19 protein-coding genes are annotated in these 18,820 nt (G+C 70.6%); 12 read left to right on the forward strand and 7 right to left on the reverse strand.

Annotation, left to right across the window (positions count from 1 at the left end; translation table 11 throughout):
• The first annotated feature begins 218 nt into the window (after positions 1-218).
• The 7 genes from ccrA (at position 219) to pssA (ending at position 8,001) form a co-directional block, all read left to right on the forward strand.
• Entirely contained in the window at positions 219-1,562 is a 1,344-nt protein-coding gene (gene ccrA / locus ACGFZS_RS22655; protein ID WP_393796670.1) for a crotonyl-CoA carboxylase/reductase, read from the forward strand.
• Between the two features lie 17 nt (positions 1,563-1,579).
• Positions 1,580-3,628, forward strand: a complete 2,049-nt coding sequence (locus ACGFZS_RS22660) for a protein meaA (protein ID WP_393796671.1) — start codon at positions 1,580-1,582, stop codon at positions 3,626-3,628.
• Positions 3,625-4,590, forward strand: a complete 966-nt coding sequence (locus ACGFZS_RS22665) for an aldolase/citrate lyase family protein (protein ID WP_390976747.1) — start codon at positions 3,625-3,627, stop codon at positions 4,588-4,590. Before ACGFZS_RS22660 ends, ACGFZS_RS22665 begins: the two co-directional genes overlap by 4 nt.
• 15 nt (positions 4,591-4,605) lie before the next feature.
• Positions 4,606-5,118: a MaoC family dehydratase gene (locus ACGFZS_RS22670; RefSeq protein WP_393796672.1), complete on the forward strand. Its 513-nt coding sequence runs from the start codon at positions 4,606-4,608 to the stop codon at positions 5,116-5,118.
• Positions 5,119-5,121: 3 nt separating this feature from the next.
• Positions 5,122-6,327 (forward strand): acyl-CoA dehydrogenase family protein, encoded by a 1,206-nt coding sequence (locus ACGFZS_RS22675; RefSeq protein ID WP_393796673.1) that lies wholly within the window; start codon positions 5,122-5,124, stop codon positions 6,325-6,327.
• 170 nt (positions 6,328-6,497) lie between these two features.
• A complete protein-coding gene (locus tag ACGFZS_RS22680; protein ID WP_365684803.1) occupies positions 6,498-7,154 on the forward strand; it encodes a phosphatidylserine decarboxylase in 657 nt (218 codons plus the stop codon).
• Positions 7,155-7,176: 22 nt separating this feature from the next.
• Complete coding sequence (gene pssA / locus ACGFZS_RS22685; protein ID WP_355719360.1) at positions 7,177-8,001, forward strand: CDP-diacylglycerol--serine O-phosphatidyltransferase; 825 nt, start codon at positions 7,177-7,179, stop codon at positions 7,999-8,001.
• 236 nt (positions 8,002-8,237) lie between these two features.
• On the opposite strand, the gene ACGFZS_RS22690 is transcribed toward pssA, so the two are convergent.
• Positions 8,238-9,356, reverse strand: a complete 1,119-nt coding sequence (locus ACGFZS_RS22690) for a glycerate kinase (protein ID WP_393797005.1) — start codon at positions 9,354-9,356, stop codon at positions 8,238-8,240.
• Between the two features lie 159 nt (positions 9,357-9,515).
• Here ACGFZS_RS22690 and ACGFZS_RS22695 point away from each other — a divergent pair, with 159 nt between their 5' ends.
• From ACGFZS_RS22695 to ACGFZS_RS22705, 3 genes are all read left to right on the forward strand, one after another.
• Entirely contained in the window at positions 9,516-10,649 is a 1,134-nt protein-coding gene (locus ACGFZS_RS22695; protein WP_393796674.1) for an ADP-ribosylglycohydrolase family protein, read from the forward strand.
• Positions 10,646-11,140 carry an NUDIX domain-containing protein gene (locus ACGFZS_RS22700; RefSeq protein WP_393796675.1) on the forward strand — a complete coding sequence of 165 codons (495 nt, stop codon included), beginning with the start codon at positions 10,646-10,648 and terminating at the stop codon, positions 11,138-11,140. Before ACGFZS_RS22695 ends, ACGFZS_RS22700 begins: the two co-directional genes overlap by 4 nt.
• A gap of 96 nt (positions 11,141-11,236) precedes the next feature.
• On the forward strand, positions 11,237-11,980 hold the full coding sequence (locus tag ACGFZS_RS22705) for an NAD-dependent deacetylase (protein WP_393796676.1): 744 nt from the start codon (positions 11,237-11,239) through the stop codon (positions 11,978-11,980).
• 193 nt (positions 11,981-12,173) lie between these two features.
• Here ACGFZS_RS22705 and ACGFZS_RS22710 read toward each other — a convergent pair whose 3' ends face one another.
• The gene (locus tag ACGFZS_RS22710) at positions 12,174-12,929 is read right to left on the reverse strand and encodes an SDR family NAD(P)-dependent oxidoreductase (protein ID WP_393653654.1); all 756 of its coding nucleotides are present in this window, start codon (positions 12,927-12,929) and stop codon (positions 12,174-12,176) included.
• A 129-nt stretch (positions 12,930-13,058) separates the two neighbouring features.
• Here ACGFZS_RS22710 and ACGFZS_RS22715 point away from each other — a divergent pair, with 129 nt between their 5' ends.
• Entirely contained in the window at positions 13,059-13,493 is a 435-nt protein-coding gene (locus tag ACGFZS_RS22715; RefSeq protein WP_393653657.1) for an Rrf2 family transcriptional regulator, read from the forward strand.
• A gap of 239 nt (positions 13,494-13,732) precedes the next feature.
• Here the strand turns inward: ACGFZS_RS22715 and ACGFZS_RS22720 are convergent, their stop codons facing one another.
• The 3 genes from ACGFZS_RS22720 to ACGFZS_RS22730 all read right to left on the reverse strand — a co-directional run bounded on the left by ACGFZS_RS22720 (position 13,733) and on the right by ACGFZS_RS22730 (position 16,698).
• Positions 13,733-14,215 carry a methylated-DNA--[protein]-cysteine S-methyltransferase gene (locus tag ACGFZS_RS22720; protein ID WP_393653659.1) on the reverse strand — a complete coding sequence of 161 codons (483 nt, stop codon included), beginning with the start codon at positions 14,213-14,215 and terminating at the stop codon, positions 13,733-13,735.
• Positions 14,216-14,225: 10 nt separating this feature from the next.
• The gene (locus ACGFZS_RS22725) at positions 14,226-15,692 is read right to left on the reverse strand and encodes an AlkA N-terminal domain-containing protein (RefSeq protein WP_393654811.1); all 1,467 of its coding nucleotides are present in this window, start codon (positions 15,690-15,692) and stop codon (positions 14,226-14,228) included.
• A gap of 106 nt (positions 15,693-15,798) precedes the next feature.
• Positions 15,799-16,698 (reverse strand): SDR family oxidoreductase, encoded by a 900-nt coding sequence (locus tag ACGFZS_RS22730; protein ID WP_393796677.1) that lies wholly within the window; start codon positions 16,696-16,698, stop codon positions 15,799-15,801.
• A 150-nt stretch (positions 16,699-16,848) separates the two neighbouring features.
• On the opposite strand from ACGFZS_RS22730, the gene ACGFZS_RS22735 reads away from it, so the two are divergent.
• A complete protein-coding gene (locus ACGFZS_RS22735; protein WP_393796678.1) occupies positions 16,849-17,739 on the forward strand; it encodes a LysR family transcriptional regulator in 891 nt (296 codons plus the stop codon).
• A gap of 57 nt (positions 17,740-17,796) precedes the next feature.
• On the opposite strand, the gene ACGFZS_RS22740 is transcribed toward ACGFZS_RS22735, so the two are convergent.
• Together ACGFZS_RS22740 and ACGFZS_RS22745 are read right to left on the reverse strand one after the other, a co-directional pair.
• Positions 17,797-18,231, reverse strand: coding sequence for a hypothetical protein (locus tag ACGFZS_RS22740; protein WP_393653665.1), 435 nt, complete (start codon positions 18,229-18,231; stop codon positions 17,797-17,799).
• A 33-nt stretch (positions 18,232-18,264) separates the two neighbouring features.
• A complete protein-coding gene (locus ACGFZS_RS22745) occupies positions 18,265-18,735 on the reverse strand; it encodes an SHOCT domain-containing protein (protein ID WP_393653667.1) in 471 nt (156 codons plus the stop codon).
• Positions 18,736-18,820 lie beyond the last annotated feature (85 nt).

Genomic DNA, 18,820 nt, shown 5'->3' on the forward strand with positions numbered 1-18,820 from the left:
ACGCGGTGTCATACGTTGATGGAGTCCGGCCTGTCCCGGTGAGCCCACCAGCTCCCCCGCCGGACGCCTGCGTCACAGGCAACCTCCCGCGCCACAAAGCGCTGCCACTGCACCACCCCGCCGAACCGACGGCATCTCTCCCGAAACCCTCAGCAGCACCGACGTAACCCTCAGCGCCCCTTCCCTCAAGGGGCGCAAGCATCGCCGGAGGCAACACCGTGACCACTCAGGCCATTCTGGACGCGATCCAGTCACCGGACTCGACGCCGGCCGACTTCGCCGCCCTGCCGCTCCCCGAGTCGTACCGCGCGATCACCGTGCACAAGGACGAGACGGAGATGTTCGCCGGTCTGGAGACCCGCGACAAGGACCCGCGCAAGTCCATCCACCTCGACGACGTGGCGCTGCCCGAACTCGGCCCGGGCGAGGCCCTGGTCGCCGTCATGGCATCGAGTGTCAACTACAACTCGGTGTGGACGTCGATCTTCGAGCCGCTGTCGACCTTCGGCTTCCTGGAGCGTTACGGCCGCCTCAGCGAGCTGACCAAGCGGCACGACCTGCCGTACCACATCATCGGCTCCGACCTCGCGGGCGTCGTCCTGCGCACCGGCCCGGGCGTCAACGCCTGGAAGCCCGGTGACGAGGTCGTCGCGCACTGCCTCAGCGTGGAGCTGGAGTCCAGCGACGGGCACAACGACACGATGCTCGACCCCGAGCAGCGGATCTGGGGCTTCGAGACCAACTTCGGCGGGCTCGCCGAGATCGCGCTGGTCAAGTCCAACCAGCTGATGCCGAAGCCGAACCACCTCAGCTGGGAGGAGGCCGCCGCCCCGGGCCTGGTCAACTCCACCGCCTACCGGCAGCTGGTCTCCCGCAACGGCGCCGGCATGAAGCAGGGCGACAACGTGCTGATCTGGGGCGCGAGCGGCGGACTCGGCTCGTACGCCACACAGTTCGCGCTGGCCGGCGGCGCCAACCCCATCTGTGTGGTGTCCTCGCCGCAGAAGGCGGACATCTGCCGGGCCATGGGCGCCGAGGCGATCATCGACCGCAACGCCGAGGACTACAAGTTCTGGAAGAACGAGCGGGAGCAGGACCCGCGCGAGTGGAAGCGCTTCGGCAAGCGCATCCGCGAGTTCACCGGCGGCGAGGACATCGACATCGTCTTCGAGCACCCCGGCCGCGAGACCTTCGGCGCCTCGGTCTTCGTCACCCGCAAGGGCGGCACCATCACCACCTGCGCCTCCACCTCGGGCTACATGCACGAGTACGACAACCGCTACCTGTGGATGTCCCTGAAGCGGATCATCGGCTCGCACTTCGCCAACTACCGCGAGGCCTGGGAGGCCAACCGGCTGATCGCGAAGGGCAAGATCCACCCGACGCTGTCGAGGACCTACTCCCTGGAGGAGACCGGCCAGGCCGCCTACGACGTGCACCGCAACCTCCACCAGGGCAAGGTCGGCGTGCTCTGCCTCGCCCCCGGGGAGGGTCTCGGGGTGCGCGACGAGGAGATGCGGGCCAAGCACCTCGACGCCATCAACCGCTTCCGCAACATCTGAGACACCCGAGGTCATAGATGACTGAGCGTCAGATCGCCGACGGGGCACGCGAGAAGGACCGGCCGTGGCTCATGCGCACGTATGCCGGCCACTCCACGGCCGAGGCGTCCAACGAGCTGTACCGGCGCAACCTAGCCAAGGGCCAGACAGGTCTGTCGGTGGCGTTCGACCTCCCGACGCAGACCGGCTACGACCCCGACCACATCCTCGCCCGCGGCGAGGTCGGCCGGGTGGGCGTGCCCGTCTCGCACCTCGGTGACATGCGCCGGCTGTTCCAGGACATCCCCCTGGAGCAGATGAACACCTCGATGACGATCAACGCCACCGCCATGTGGCTGCTGGCGCTCTACCAGGTCGTCGCGGAGGAGCAGGGCGCGGACATCACCAGGCTCCAGGGCACGACCCAGAACGACATCGTCAAGGAGTACCTGTCCCGGGGGACGCACGTCTTCCCGCCGGGGCCCTCGCTCCGCCTGACGACGGACATGATCGCGTACACGGTCTCCCACATGCCGAAGTGGAACCCGATCAACATCTGCAGCTACCACCTGCAGGAGGCGGGCGCCACGCCGGTCCAGGAGATCGCGTACGCGATGTCCACCGCCATCGCGGTCCTCGACGCCGTGCGCGACAGCGGTCAGGTGCCGCAGGAGCGGATGGGCGATGTCGTCGCCCGTATCTCCTTCTTCGTGAACGCGGGCGTCCGCTTCGTCGAGGAGATGTGCAAGATGCGGGCGTTCGGCCGCATCTGGGACCAGATCACCCGTGAGCGCTACGGCATCGAGAACGCCAAGCAGCGCCGGTTCCGGTACGGCGTCCAGGTCAACTCGCTCGGCCTGACGGAGGCGCAGCCGGAGAACAACGTCCAGCGGATCGTCCTTGAGATGCTCGCCGTGACGCTCTCCAAGGACGCACGCGCGCGTGCCGTGCAGCTCCCGGCCTGGAACGAGGCGCTCGGCCTGCCGACGCCCTGGGACCAGCAGTGGTCGCTGCGCATCCAGCAGGTGCTGGCGCACGAGAGCGACCTGCTGGAGTACGAGGACATCTTCGAGGGCTCGCACGTCGTCGAGAAGAAGGTCGCCCAGCTGGTCGAGGACTCCCTCGCGGAGATCGACCGGATCCAGGAGATGGGCGGCGCGATGGCCGCCGTCGAGTCGGGCTACCTGAAGTCGCAGCTGGTCTCCTCGCACGCCGAGCGCCGGGCCCGGATCGAGTCCGGCCAGGAGAAGATCGTCGGCGTCAACATCTTCGAGACGACCGAGCCGAACCCGCTCACCGCGGACCTGGACACCGCGATCCAGACGGTGGACCCGGCGGTCGAGGCGAGGGTCGTGGCGGCGATCGGGCGCTGGCGCGACACGCGCTACCAGCCGCCGTTCAACCACCCGCGGCCCTGCAAGGCCCTGGAGCGGCTGAAGGAGGCCGCCAAGGGCACCGGCAACCTCATGGAGGCCACCCTGGAGTGCGCCCGTGCGGGCGTGACGACCGGCGAGTGGGCCGGGGCGCTGCGCGAGGTGTTCGGCGAGTTCCGGGCGCCCACCGGGGTCTCCTCGGCCCCGATCGCGGTCCCCGTCGAGCCGGGCTCGGCGCTCGCCGAGGTACGGGCCAGGGTGGACGCCACCGCCCGCGACCTGGGCAGCGGCAAGCTGAGGTTTCTCGTCGGCAAGCCGGGCCTGGACGGGCACTCCAACGGCGCCGAGCAGATCGCCGTCCGCGCGCGGGACGCCGGCTTCGAGGTGGTGTACCAGGGCATCCGGCTCACCCCCGAGCAGATCGTGGACGCGGCGCTGGCCGAGGACGTGCACGCGGTCGGCCTGTCGATCCTCTCCGGGTCGCACGCGCAGCTGGTCCCGGATGTCCTGGAACGACTCCGTGTGGCCGGTGCCACAGATATACCCGTGATCGCCGGTGGCATCATCCCGAACGGGGATGCCGAGCAGCTGCGGGAAGCCGGAGTGGCCGCGGTGTTCACCCCGAAGGACTTCGACATCACCGGAATCATCGGCCGCATCGTCGACGAGATCCGGAAAGCGAACAAGCTCGACCCCCTGGAGGTCCCCGCATGACCACGCCCGTCAACCGGCTCCGCCCGCGGCGCTCCTGCCTGGCCGTGCCCGGCTCGAACCCCCGCTTCCTGGAGAAGGCGCAGGGTCTCCCGGCGGACCAGGTCTTCCTGGACCTGGAGGACGCGTGCGCGCCGCTCGCCAAGCCCGGGGCGCGGCACACCATCGTCAAGTTCCTCAACGAGGGCGACTGGACCGGCAAGACGCGCGTGGTGCGCGTCAACGACTGGACGACCGAGTGGACGTACCGCGATGTCGTCACGGTCGTCGAGGGCGCCGGCCAGAACCTGGACTGCATCATGCTGCCGAAGGTGCAGACGGCCCAGCAGGTGGTCGCCCTGGACCTGTTGCTGACCCAGATCGAGAAGACGATGGGCTTCGAGGTCGGCAAGATCGGCATCGAGGCGCAGATCGAGAACGCGCAGGGCCTGAACAACGTCAACGAGATCGCGACGGCCTCCCCGCGCGTCGAGACGATCATCTTCGGCCCGGCCGACTTCATGGCGTCCATCAACATGAAGTCGCTGGTCGTGGGCGAGCAGCCGCCCGGCTACCCGGCGGACGCCTACCACTACATCCTGATGAAGATCCTGATGGCCGCCCGCGCCAACAACCTCCAGGCGATCGACGGCCCCTATCTGCAGATCCGCAACATCGACGGCTACCGCGAGGTCGCGCAGCGCGCCGCCGCGCTCGGCTTCGACGGCAAGTGGGTGCTGCACCCGGGCCAGGTCGAGGCGTCCAACGAGATCTTCTCGCCGTCGCAGGAGGACTACGACCACGCCGAACTGATCCTGGACGCGTACGACTACTACACGTCCGAGGCGGGTGGCAAGAAGGGCTCCGCGATGCTCGGCGACGAGATGATCGACGAGGCCAGCCGCAAGATGGCCCTGGTCATCTCCGGCAAGGGCCGGGCCGCCGGCATGCAGCGCACGTCGAAGTTCGAGACCCCCGTCAGCTAAGGAGCCCTGAGCGCGATGCAGTTCGGACGGACGTACGAGGAGTTCGAGGTCGGGGCGACGTACAAGCACTGGCCCGGAAAGACGGTCACGGAGTACGACGACCACCTGTTCTGTCTCCTCACGATGAACCACCACCCGCTCCACATGGACACCAACTACGCCGAGAAGACGACGGACTTCGGCAAGAACGTGGTGGTCGGGAACTACATCTACTCGCTGCTGCTCGGCATGTCCGTGCCGGACGTCTCGGGCAAGGCGATCGCCAACCTGGAGATCGAGTCGCTCAAGCACGTGGCGCCGACCTTCCACGGCGACACGATCTACGGCCAGACCACCGTGCTCGACAAGTGGCCGTCCAAGTCCAAGAACGACCGCGGGATCGTCTACGTCGAGACCAAGGGCTACAAGCAGGACGGCACGCTCGTGTGCATCTTCCGCCGCAAGGTGATGGTGCCGACCGAGACGTACATCAAGGAGCGCGGCGGCGAGCAGCCGGGCCGCCCCGAGCTGAACGAACAGGGGAAGTAAGCGATGGCCCGTCTCGCCCAGACCGCCGGTCTGACCGACGTCCAGCAGGAGATCCTCTCCACCGTCCGCGACTTCGTGGACAAGGAGATCATCCCGGTCGCCACCGAGCTGGAGCACCGCGACGAGTACCCGCAAGCGATCGTCGACGGCCTCAAGGAGCTCGGCCTCTTCGGCCTGATGATCCCCGAGGAGTACGGCGGCCTGGGCGAGTCCCTCCTCACCTACGCCCTGTGCGTCGAGGAGATCGCCCGGGGCTGGATGTCCGTCTCCGGGATCATCAACACGCACTTCATCGTGGCGTACATGCTCAAGCAGCACGGCACGCAGGAGCAGAAGGACCACTTCCTGCCGCGCATGGCGGCCGGCGACATCCGGGGCGCGTTCTCGATGTCGGAGCCGGGTCTCGGCTCGGACGTGTCGGCGATCACGTCGAAGGCGGTGAAGGACGGCGAGGAGTACGTCCTGAACGGCCAGAAGATGTGGCTGACGAACGGCGGCACGTCGTCGCTCGTGGCCGTCCTCGTCCGTAGTGACGAAGGACACCCCGAGGGCACGGCCCCCCACAAGTCGATGACGACCTTCCTGGTCGAGAAGGAGCCCGGCTTCGGCGAGGTCCGGCCCGGCCTCACCATTCCGGGCAAGATCGACAAGATGGGCTACAAGGGCGTCGACACCACCGAGCTGATCATGGACGGGCTGCGGATTCCGGCCAATCGGGTGCTCGGCGGCGTCACGGGCCGAGGTTTTTACCAAATGATGGACGGAGTCGAGGTCGGCCGCGTCAACGTGGCGGCCCGTGGCTGCGGTGTCGCCCAGCGCGCGTTCGAGCTCGGCGTCCAGTACGCCCAGCAGCGTCACACTTTCGGCAAGGCGATCGCCCAGCACCAGGCCATCCAGTTCAAGCTGGCGGAGATGGCCACCAAGGTCGAGGCCGCGCATGCCATGATGGTCAACGCCGCACGCAAAAAGGACTCCGGGGAGCGAAACGACCTGGAGGCGGGGATGGCGAAGTACCTCGCCTCCGAGTACTGCAAGGAGGTCGTGGAGGATGCCTTCCGGATCCACGGCGGCTACGGCTTCTCCAAGGAGTACGAGATCGAGCGTCTCTACCGCGAGGCGCCGATGCTGCTGATCGGCGAAGGTACCGCCGAGATCCAGAAAATGATCATCGGGCGCAGGTTGCTCGAAGAGTATCGATTCCAGGGCTGATTGTCCGGGTACGGGGTGTTTTCTTCGAGAAGAAGATCACACCCCGTCAACGGTCTTCGGCCGCCGACTCGGCTTCCTGGCTTGCCCAGTTGTAGCCCGCGACCGGTACGATCCCCGGAAAGCCGCCGTCCCCCTTTAGAGCGCGGCATCATCCGCTACGAAGGTCATCCATGCCCCACAGCCAAACCTCTGCACATCGAGACAGCCTGGCCGGCGTACGCCTCGCGCGCGGAGCATCGCCGTGGCTTCTCCCGACCGTCGCCACCGCAGCCGTCAGCCTGCTCCGCGCCCGTCGCTCCGGTGCCGCCAAGGCCGTCGCCGTGCCCGCCACCGCGCTCGCGGCGGGCATGCTGTGGTTCTTCCGCGACCCCGAGCGTGAGATCGCCCAGGGCCGTGTCATCTCGCCCGCCGACGGTGTGGTGCAGAGCATCATGCCGTGGAAGGACGGACGGACCCGCGTCGCGATCTTCATGAGCCCGCTCAACGTCCACGTCAACCGCGCGCCCCTGTCGGGCACGGTGACGTCGGTGGAGCACATCCCCGGTGGCTTCGTTCCCGCCTTCAACAAGGAGAGCGAGAACAACGAGCGCGTAGTCTGGCATTTCGACACCGAACTCGGCGACATCGAGATGATCCAGATCGCCGGCGCGGTGGCCCGTCGCATCGTGCCCTACGTCCCGCAGGGCACGAAGGTCGAGCAGGGCGACCGCATCGGGCTGATCCGCTTCGGCTCGCGCGTCGACATCTACCTGCCGGAGGGCGTGGAGGTCGCGGTCGAGGTCGGCCAGAAGACCGTGGCTGGGGTGACTCGCATTGACCGTGATTGATCCTGAGACCCAGGCGGGCTGGGTGCCCGAGGCCGACGAGATCGGCGACGACGAGGAGGAGATGCCGCTCTCTCTCCGCCTGTCGATAGCGGACACCCTGACGCTCGGCAACGCGACCTGCGGCTTCATGGCGGTGTACTTCACCACCACCGGGATCCTGATCCCGCACCTCACCGGGGACGACCAGTCCGCGGGCATGGCGCGCCACAGCGCCGCGACCGCGGTCATCCTCATGCTCTGCGCGGCCGTCTTCGACCTGTTCGACGGCCTGGTGGCGAGGAAGCTGCGCTCCTCCCCCATGGGCGCGGAGCTGGACAACCTCTCCGACCTGGTCAGCTTCGGCCTGGCCCCGGCGTACTTCGTCCTCGTCTACGGCATGGTGGCGGACGACGCGTACCAGAAGGTGGCCGCGGTCGGAGCCGTCGTCGTGCTGCTGGCCGTGGTGCTGAGACTCGCGCGGTTCTCCTGCGTGACCCCGCCGAACGGCATGTTCCAGGGCATGCCGAGCCCCTTCGGCGCGCTGACGGTCGTCTCCATCGTGCTGCTGGAGCTTCCGTTCTTCGCGACGCTGCTCGCGATCCTCGGCACCGCCTGGCTGATGGTGAGCCGGGTCGAGTACCCGAAGCCGCGCGGCCCGCTCGCCGGCGCGATGCTCTCCTGGATCGTCCTGTCCATGGGTCTCCTGGCGGCCTGGGCCTTCGACGCCCCGGCCGGCCAGCTGCTCCTCCAGACCGGCTGCGCGCTGCAGCTGGTGATGGGCGCGGTGATCCCGCTGTTCGCCACGGCCCGCCGGGTGAACAACATCCGCGACAACCGCCGCGAGGCGCGGGCGGCCCAGCTGCCCTGACCCCCGCCACGCGAAACGGGTGTGGCCCGAGCCTCCGAGGCTCGGGCCACACCCGTTTCGCGTTCAAGGGCGCGGGACACTCCGTGGTCCGGGAGCGCCCCGCGACGATCGTGCGCGACATCGCCTTCCAGTGGCTCCACGGCAAGCACAAGGTGTGGGGCCGCACGAGCGGCAGCTACTGCCGTGACTCGACGGGCGTCCTGACGCCGGTCCGGGCCGCCCTCAGCAGAGCGCCCTCAGCAGAGGAAGTCCCGCGCGATCTGCTCGGCCACCCGTTCCAGGATCGGGCCGGCGTCGGCGATGCACTGCACCACGTCCGGCTCGATCTCGGTCAGCGGGTACGCCCGCCGGATCCCGGCCCTGCCGATCGCCTCCGGCTGCAGGGCGAGGCGGCCGCAGACCGCCACGACCTCCTTGTCGGCGGCACGGGCGGCCGCGGCGACCCCGGCCGGTGCCTTCCCGTGCAGCGTCTGCTCGTCCAGCGAGCCCTCACCGGTGATCACCAGCGTGGCCCGCTCCAGCGCGGGCGCGAAGCCCAGCACGTCGAGCATGACCTCGATCCCGGCGCGGAAGCGGGCGCCGAGGAGGAGCGCGCCGTAGCCGATGCCGCCGGCCGCGCCGGCGCCCGGCGAGGACGCGTACCCGGCGGCCCGCGGGCCGACCTCGGCCTCCAGGACCTTCGCGAAGGTGGCCAGCGCGGTGTCCAGGAGCTCCACGTCGTCGGGCGAGGCGCCCTTCTGCGGGCCGTAGACCGCCGCCGCGCCCTTCGGGCCGGTCAGCGGGTTGTCGACGTCGCTGGCGAGGATCAGGTCGACGGAGGCGAGCCGCGGGTCGAGGCCGGACAGGTCCGCGCGGGCCAGGTCGGCGAGGCCGCCGCCGCCCGGCGGGACCGGTTCGCCGTCCTCGTCCAGGAAGCGCGCCCCGAGCGCCGACAGCATGCCGGCGCCGCCGTCGGTGGTGGCGCTGCCCCCGACACCGAAGACGATCGTGCGGGCACCCGCGTCCAGCGCGGCCCGCAGCAGCTCTCCGGAGCCGTAGGTGGAGGCCGTGAGGGGCGCGAAGACACCGCGGGGCAGCCGCTGCAGCCCGCTCGCCTCGGCCATCTCCACGACCGCGGTGTCGCCGCGCAGCGCGAACGCGGCGGTGACCTCCTGCCCCAGCGGCCCGGCCACGTCTCTCTCGTGGCGCTCGAACCCGGCCGCGACCGCCGCGGCCACCGTGCCGTCCCCGCCGTCCGCGACGGGCAGCGCCTCCACGTCGAGGCCGGGCACCACCCGCCGCAGCCCCGCCGTGACCCGCTCGGCGACCTGTACGGCCGTCAGCGAGCCCTTGAACTTGTCCGCGGCGATGAGCACGCGCTGTGTCACCTGTATCCCCTTGCTCTCCGGGCCTCGCGCACATCAAGGCCAGTCGCGCCGCTGTGACCTTAACCGGAGGACGCCCTCCCCGTCATTCCCCGCCCGAAGCCTGGGAAAGGGCTGGGAACCGCCTGGGAAAACGGGTAGACCACAGCCATGGGCAACCTGAGGTCAGGAGCGACGGGCGACCTGGGGTCCGGACTCGCGGACCGGGAGCTCTCCGACCGGGTGCTCGGCGGCTGGCTCGGCCGGATCGCGGGCAACATGCTCGGCAAACCGGTCGAGCGCGGCGAGGTGTGGACGCGCGAGCGCATCGACGGCTATCTGCGGCGGGCCGGCGCCCTCCCCCTCACCGACTACCTCCCCGAGCCCGCCGGCGAGACCGACGCCCTCGCCCTGCGCCCCGAGTGGCGCCAGTGCGTACGCGGCCGGATCCACGGCAGCTGCCGGGACGACGACGTCGACTACGCCGTCCTCGGCCTGCACCTCCTGGAGACCCACGGCTTCGGCTTCAGCACCGAGCAGGTCGGCGAGCTGTGGCTGCTCCGGCTGCCGTACCTGCAGACGTTCACGGCGGAGCGGGCCGCCTACCGCAACCTCGCCAACGGGCTGAAGCCACCGCTCACCGCCACCTGCGACAACCCCTTCCAGGAGTGGATCGGGGCGCTGATCCGCGCCGACGTCTACGGCTGGACCTGCCCGGCCGACCCGCGCCGGGCCGCGGCCCTGGCCCGCCGGGACGCGGTGCTCTCGCACTCCGGGAACGGGGTGTACGGGGCGATGTGGGCGGCCGCGCTGATCTCGGCGGCGTTCACCGCGCCGACCGTGCGGGACGCGATCGACACCGCGCTCACCGTCGTACCGGCGAGCTGCCGTCTGGCCCGGACCGTACGCCGGGTGGTCTCCCTGTACGAGGCCCGGACGGGCTGGGCGGACACCCTCGACACCCTCGCCGAGGAGACGGCCGGCCTCGGCTGGATCCACACGGTCCCGAACGCGGCCGTGCTCACCGCGGGCCTCCTGCACGGCGACGGCGACTTCACCCGGACCGTCACGCTCACCGTGCGCGGTGGCCTGGACACCGACTCCAACGGCGCGACGGCGGGCTCGGTGGCCGGCGTGCTGACCGGCGCGGCGGGCATCCCGGCGCACTGGCGGGACCCGCTGGAGGACACGGTTCACAGCGCGGTCTTCGGCTTCGACGGGGCCCGCGTCAGCGACCTGGCGGAGCGCACCGCGCGGCTCGCCCGGACGGGCGCGGGGCGCGGGCTGGTTACCCTTCCTGAGTGACCACCACCGACACCTACGCCGCGTACATCGCGAGTCTCCCCCGCATCCTCGCCGGGGCCGCCGCGCTCTTCCGGGACGCCGAGGGGCGGGTGCTGCTCGTCGAGCCCAACTACCGGGAGGGCTGGGCGCTGCCGGGCGGCACCATCGAGTCCGACGACGGGGAGACCCCGCGCCAGGGCGCCCGCCGGGAGACCCTGGAGGAGATCGGCCTGGACCGGGAGCCGGGCCGGCTGCTCACGGTGGACTGGGTGCACGGCACCGGCCGGCCGCCCATCGTGGCCTACGTCTACGACGGCGGCGTCCTCACCGACACCGACCTCGGGGCGATCAGGCTCCAGGAGGAGGAGCTGCTGTCCTGGCGGCTGGTGCCCCGCGAGGAGATCCACGACCACCTCCCGGGCGCGCTCGGCCGACGCGTCCTGGTCGCCCTGGACGTGCTGGCCGAGGGCTCGGGCGCCGCGGAACTGGAGAACGGCGACCGCGTGGGCTGAGCCGCCGCCCGGACCGGGCTCACTCCTTCGAGTGACGCTCCCAGGGCGGCGATATCCGTTCGCCGCCCACCCTCACCCCGCCCTACCCTCGAACACATGACCAAGCCCCTCGTCGCCCTGCTCAGCGGCGCCGGTATCTCGACCGACTCCGGGATCCCGGACTACCGAGGCCCGAACGGCGTGTGGCGCAAGGATCCCGAGGCCGAGAAGCTCGTGACGTACGAGTACTACATGAGCGATCCGGAGATCCGGCGGCGCTCGTGGCAGCTGCGGCGGAAGAACCGCACGCTGCTGGCGGAGCCGAACGCCGCGCACCGGGCGGTGGCCGAGCTGGAGAGGTCCGGGGTTCCGGTGCGGGTCATCACGCAGAACGTGGACGGGCTGCACCAGCTCGCCGGGCTGCCCGCCCGCAAGGTGCTCGAACTCCACGGCAGCGCGCGGAGTTTCCTGTGCACCGTGTGCCACGCGCGCGGTCCGATGGGGGACGCCCTGGCCCGCGTCGAGGCCGGCGAGGCGGACCCGCCGTGCCTGGAGTGCGGCGGCATCCTCAAGTCGGCGACCGTCTTCTTCGGCGAGCGGCTGGATCCGGTGGTGCTCGGGGAGGCCGTCGCCATCACCAAGGCCTGCCAGGTGTTCATCGCCGTCGGCAGCAGCCTCCAGGTGCAGCCCGCCGCGGGCCTCGCGGGCGTCGCCGCCGACCACGGCGCCCGGCTGGTCATCGTCAACGCCGAGCCGACGCCGTACGACGAACTCGCGGACGAGGTGATCCGCGAGCCCATCGGCACCGCGCTGCCGAAGCTGCTGTGCAAGGTGAGCGCCAAGAGTGACGCGTCTCGGTGACATCAGCATTCCATGACCCGGACCAGCGAGCCCTGCCTCCGCGAGTTCTCCTCGTCGGGCCGCCTCTCCCATGGAGCTCGTGACACGATCACGATCCGGGCTTCTCGGTGGCCTGTCCACGCACGTGCGGGTCGTTGCCGGTGCGCGCCCCGAAGGCGCGATTTCCTTCGGGGCGCGCGGCGGGGGTTCCGGTTCAGGCGTTGTAGCCACCGTGGGCGTCCAGCACCGCACCCGTGACGTACGACGCGGCGGGGCTCGCCAGGAAGGCGATCGCCGCAGCGATCTCTTCGGGGTGACCCACGCGTTGCAGGGACAGCGAGCCGACCAGGGACTTCAGGGTCTCGGGGTCCGGCCCTTCCATGCCGCCCTCCATCAGTCCGGCTTCCACGACGTTGGCCGTGATGTCCCGGGGCCCGAGGTCCCGTGCGACCCCCATGGTGTACCTCTCGATCCCCGACTTGGTCGCCGAGTAGTCGGCGAGGCCCGGGACACCGACCCGGGAGCCCAGTCCGGAACTCACCGTGATGATGCGGCCGCCCGCGCGCAGCACTCGGGAGGCGGCCCGGATGACGGCGATCACGCCGAGGTAGTTGGTGGCGTGCATCCGGTCCAGTGCGGCGGTGTCGGCGTCCGGGTCGTCCACCGTGCGGCCCTGCTCCACCGAGATCGCCGCGTTGTTGACGAGGATGTCCAGGCCGCCGAAGTGCGCGAGCACGTCGTCGATCAGCGCCGACGCCTGACTCATGTCTGCCTGGTCGGACTGGAGGGCGATGGCCTTCGCTCCCTTGAGGCGCACGTCGTCGACGACGGCCTGCGCCCGCTTCTCGGAGCTGACATACGTGAAGGCGACGTCGGCGCCCTGCTCGGCCAGCAGTCGTACGGTCGCGGCTCCCAGTCCGCGCGACCCCCCGGTGACCAGGGCGGCCTTGCCCGTGAGTGGCTTGCTCATTCTTCCTCACCTCGTTGATCGACCCTTCGCAACAGTCGTAACATTAATTGTTACGACAGCTGGTTGCAACTATCACTGTTACGACTGAGCCGTCGTAACATAAAGCGTTGCGGCCGTGAGGAGGGGTACATGAGTGCCAACAGCAGGCTGACCCTTGCCGCCCACGCGCTGGCCTGGATCGGTCTCTACCAGCGCCAAGGCCATGAGGTGGCCACCTCCGAGCAGATCGCGACCAGCGCGAACACCAACCCCGTGGTGATCAGGCGGCTGCTCGGCGAGCTGCGCGGGGCCGGGCTCGTGGAGTCCCGGCGGGGTGTGGGCGCGGGCTGGTCGCTGACGCGCGAACTGGGGGCGATGACCCTGCTCGACGTGTACGAGGCAGTGGAACCCGGCCCGCTGTTCGCGATGCACCGCGCCACCCCGGACCAGGAATGCGTGGTGGGCTACGGCATCCAGCCGGCGATGCAGGGCATCTACGAGGGCATCGAGGAGACCCTGAGACACGAGCTGGCCCGCGTCACGCTCGAGAACGTCCTCCGGGACGTACTCGCGACACCGCGATAGCCTCCCCGTCACGCCCTGACATCACCAGGATCTCCGTCCATGCCGAGGCCGGCGAACAGCCCGGCAACCAGCCCCGCCGAAGACGGCTGCTGGAGGAGACCGTGTCCCACGAGCTCAACACCGTCGCGTTGGCGGCGTGAGCGGCTGTCGAGGCTGTGGGCGAAGAATGCGACGGTGGTGTGGACGGTGTGGTTCTGGGCCTTCTGGGGTGCTGTCCGTCCTCCCGAAGCGGGGGCCCACTAGAAGAGGCCCGCGCCCTGTTCGAAGTCCAGCAGGCGCTTCTTGCGGGGCAGGCCGCCGCCGTAGCCGGTGAGGCTGCCGTTGGCGCCGATCACGCGGTGGCAGGGGACGATGATGCCGATCGGGTTCTTGCCGTTGGCGAGGCCGACGGCGCGGGAGGCCTGCGGATTGCCCAGGGCCTCGGCGAGTTCACCGTACGACCGGGTCTCCCCGTAGGGGATCAGCAGCAGCTGCTCCCAGACGCTGCGCTGGAACGAGGTGCCGTTCAGGCGCAGTTCGAGGGTGAACTCCTTCAACTCGCCCGCGAAGTAGGCGGAGAGCTGCTCCTCGGTCTCGGTGAACAGGTCGTCGTCGCGGGAGCCGAAGGTCTCCTCCGGTGGGCGGTGGCGCTGCTCGACCATGTAGAGGCCGCAGAGGGTGCCGTCCTCGGCCACCAGGGTGAGGGGACCGTACGGACTGTCGGTCACGGTGTGGTTCTTCACGACAAGATCCTTACACGGGCAGGAAGTTGATCGGGTGGCTGTCGGTCGCCCACAGGTACTGGACGGCGTACGCGCGCCACGGGCGCCAGGCCGCCGCGCGGGCGGTGAGGGCGGCCGGGGTGCCGGGCAGGCCGAGTTCCTGGGCGGCGCGGCGGATACCGAGGTCGGTGGGGAGGAACGCGTCGGGGTCGCCGAGCGCGCGCATGGCGATGACGTCGACGGTCCAGGGGCCGAAGCCGGGCAGGGCGAGGAGCTTGGCGCGGGCCTCCGCCCAGTCGCTCTCCACGCCCAGGTGGAGTGTTCCGTCCGCCAGTTGGTCGACCAACGTGGTGAAGGTGGTGCGGCGGGTGCGGGGCATCGCCAGCGAGTCCGGGGACACCTGCGCGAGCGCCTCGGGGGTCGGGAAGAGGTGGGTGAGGCCGCCCTCGGGGTCGTCCACGGGGGTGCCGTGGGCAGTCACCAGGCGGGCCGCGTGGGTGCGGGCGGCGGCCGTGGAGACCTGCTGGCCGAGCACGGCCCGGACCGCGAACTCGGCCTCGTCGACCGTGCGCGGCACCCGCCGCCCCGGCGCCTTGTCCACCAGCGGTGCCAGGAAGGGGTCCGTACGCAACTGGTCGTCGACGGCGACCGGGTCGGCGTCGAGGTCGAGCATGCGGCGGCAGCGGCTGATCGCGACGGGCAGGTCCCGCAGGTCGCTGAGGGTGAGCCGGCAGGCGATGTGGTCGGGCTTCGGGGTGAGGCCGACGATGCCGTGGCCGTACGGCAGCCGCAGGGTCCGCCGGTAGGCGCCGTCCCGCCACTCCTCGACGCCGGGTACGGCGGTGGCCGCGAGGTGGCCGAAGAGGTTGTCCGGGTTGAGGGGGGCGCGGAAGGGCAGCCGGAGGGTCAGCGCGCCGGGGGCGCTCGCGGCCTTCTTCGGGGCCCTGGCGCGCAGCTCGCTCGGGGCGAGCGCGAAGACCTCGCGGACGGTGTCGTTGAAGGTGCGGATCGAGGAGAAACCGGCCGCGAAGGCGATCTCGGCCATCGGCAGGGCGGTCGTCTCGATCAACAGGCGGGCGGTCTGGGCGCGTTGGGCGCGGGCGACGGCCAGCGGACCGGCACCGAGTTCGGCGAGCAGCTGGCGTTCGACCTGGCGCGGGCTGTAGCCGAGGCGGGCGGCGAGGCCGGGCACGCCCTCGCGGTCCACGACCCCGTCGGCGATCAGCCGCATGGCGCGGGCGACCAGGTCCGCGCGCTGGTTCCACTCAGGGGACCCGGGGCTGGTGTCGGGGCGGCAGCGTTTGCAGGCCCGGAAGCCGGCCTGCTGGCAGGCGGCCGCGCTCGGGTAGAACGTCATGTTCTCGGGCTTGGGCGGTACCACCGGGCAGCTGGGCCGGCAGTAGATCCGCGTGGTCAGGACCGCCGTGAAGAACCAGCCGTCGAACCGCGCGTCCTTCGACTGCACGGCCCGTACGCAGTGCTCGCGGTCGAGGTGCATCGCTTTCTGCATGACTCCAGCATCGGCCACCGCGGCGGCCGATGCTGGCGAAAATCCGACACGAAGGTGCGCTGACCTCCGGGCCGCCACGGCTCCTGCGAGAACCCTACGACTCCTGGGTGAAGTAGTGGTCCTGGTCGAGGTCGGCCAGCAGCCCGGGCTGCGCGGGCCGCCAGTCGTAGCGCTCGCGGGTCGCGGCGCTCGACGTGGGGTTGTCGTTGCCGACGAAGGCCGCCATCCAGCCGAAGTGGGCGGCCGCCGCCTCCCGGGCGAGGGAGACGACCGGCACGTCGAGGCGGCGGCCGATGATCTCGGTGATGGACCGGAGCGGGACGCCGTCGTCGGCGGTGGCGTGCAGCACGGCGCCGGCCGGGGCCGCCTCCAGGGCCTTGCGGTAGAGGGTGGCGGCGTCGAGACGGTGCACGGACGACCAGCGGTCGGTGCCGTCTCCGAGGTAGGCGGCGACCCGCTTGTCGCGGGCGACACCGATCAGGTAGGGGACGAAGGCGTGGTCGCCGGCGCCATGCACCTGAGGGAGCCGGATCGCGGAGACCCGTACCCCGCGCTCGGCCAGCGCCAGGGCGGCGCGTTCCGGCTCGCCCCGGTGCGCGCCGGGCGCGGCGGGGTCGGTGCCGTCCGCCTCGGTGCCGATCCGGCCCGGGGTGAGCAGGCCGGTCACGGAGCTGATGACGAGCGGGCGGCCGGAGTCGGCGAGCGCGTCGCCGAAGGCCGCCAGGGCCGCGAGTTCGGTGCGCAGGGCGCCGTGCAGGTCGGAGAAGTCGTGGACGAAGCCCGTGTGGACCACGCCGTCCGCCGAGTCCGCCGCGACCCGCAGCCCGTCGACGTCGTTCAGGTCGCCCCGGTGCGCCTGTGCTCCCACCTCCTTCAGGGCCGCCTCGGCCGCGTCCGAGCGGGCGAGGCCGAGCACCTGGTGCCCGGCGCCGAGCAGTTCGCGGACCACCGCGCTGCCGATGAACCCGGTGGCGCCGGTGACGAACACACGCATGACAGATCACCTCGTGAAGAGTGCGAGTTCTGGGATGACCTCAGCGTGCGCCCGGCCCGGACCCCGGGTCCAAGACCTGTTCCGCACCGGGCGATGCCCGTCCGGTCATGACCGCAGCTCACCGCGGCGGGCGGGAGTTACAGTCGACGGGTGACCCCATCTCCCGTATCCCCCGTGCCTCCGGTGGACCTGGAGCTGCGCCTGGTGCGCTACTTCACCGTGGTCGCCGAGGAGTTGCACTTCGGTCGCGCGGCCGACGCGCTGCACCTCGCCCAGCCCTCGCTGAGCCGTCAGATCCGGCGCCTGGAGCAGCAGTTGGGCGCCCGGCTGCTCGACCGCACCCCGCGCGGGACACGGCTCACCGAGGCCGGGGAGGTCTTCCTCCCCCAGGCACGGGACCTGCTGCGGACCGCGGGACGGGCCGCCGCCAGCGCGCGCTCGGCCGCCGGGCAGGGCCCGTTCACCGTCGGTTACACCACCCACCAGATCGTCACCCCGGCCGTCCGGGAAGTGCGCCGGCGCCACCCGGAGGCCGACGTCCGCACCCTGCACGTGGACTGGAGCGAACCGCGCGCCGCGCTGCTGGACCACCGGGTGGACGTGGTGGTGACCCGGTTCCTGTTCATCTCCGACGACCTCGACATCACGGTCCTCTACGACGAGCCGCGGGTGCTCCTGGTGCCGCTCGGCCACCGGCTGGCCGACCAGGAGTCGGTCACCCTCGCCGACTTCGCCGACGAGCCGCTCCCCCGCTTCACCGGCGCCGACCGCGCCGGGGCGAACCCGCCCGGCCACACCAACCTGGGCGCCCTGGTGGACACGCTGGAGGACAAGCTGGAACTGGTCGCGAGCGGCGAGGTGGTGTCCCTGGCGCCGGCCGGGTTCCGGGGCAGTCTGCGGCCGGACATCGCCGCCGTCCCGATCGAGGACGCGGACCCCGTCCAGGTCGTCCTGGCCACCCGGGCCGGCGACCGCCACAACCTGTTCCCGACCTTCCGCCGCGCGGCCGAGACCCATCTGGTCCCCGCCTACGCGGTCTAGGCCGGTGCCGCCCACGCGCTGTACGCGAGGGCGGCTACCGGGGCCCCGGAGGAAGGATCAGGCCGTGTCCGTGGAGTCGTCGCCGCGGGCCACGCACAGCGCCCAGATGATGAATCCGGACAGCGCGATCATCACGACGGACCAGACCGGGTAGTACGGCAGGGACAGGAAGTTGGCGATGATCACCAGCGCGGCGATCGCCACGCCGGCGCCGCGCGCCCACGCGGCCGGCTGGAACAGGCCGATGCTGACGGCCACCGCGATCACACCCAGGACCAGGTGGATCCAGCCCCAGCTGGTGAGGTCGAACTTGAACACGTAGTTGGGGGTCGTGACGAAGACGTCGTCCTGGGCGATCGCCATGATGCCCCGGAACACGGCGAGCAGTCCGGTGAGCATCAGCATGACGGCGGCGAAGGCCGTCAGCCCTCCGGCCCACTGCATCTTGGCGGTGTGCTGGCGCGGGTGGTGCGCGGGGTGTGTGGCGGTCATACGGCTGCCTCGATTCGTTCTCGGAGGGGGTGCTCAGCGCCCGTGGGCGGTGGGCACCGAGCCGGGACGTCCGGCCGGTCCGGCGTCGCTGAGGACCAGTTGCTTGGCCCTGCGGAACTCCTCGTCGGAGATGTCACCGCGGGACTTCAGCTCGGAGAGCTTGGCCAGTTCGTCGACGCTGCTGGTCGGGCCGGTACCGCCCTGGGCGGTCTGCCGGATGTACGACTCGAACGCCTTCTGCTGGTCGCGGGCCTGGGAGATCTCCCGCTGTCCCATGCCCTTGCCTCGGGCGATCACGTAGACGAGGACGCCCAGGAAGGGGACCACGATGCAGAGGGCCAGCCAGCCGGCCTTGGCCCAGCCGCCCATCGTGTCGTCCCGGAAGATGTCCACGATGACGCGGAACAGCAGGACGAGCCACATGATCCACAGGAAGAGCCACAGCATGGTCCAGAAGGCGCTCAGCAGCGGATAGTCGTACGCGAGGTAGTTCTGCGCGCTCATTTGTGTCCTCCGTCCACGGCATCGGCCGGTCGGCCGCGCTCTGCCGTCTCAGCGTGCGCACGACGAACGCCGGGCTTCCTCACCC

The sequence above is a fragment of the Streptomyces sp. NPDC048288 genome, from assembly GCF_043201555.1.
Lineage (GTDB): Bacteria > Actinomycetota > Actinomycetes > Streptomycetales > Streptomycetaceae > Streptomyces.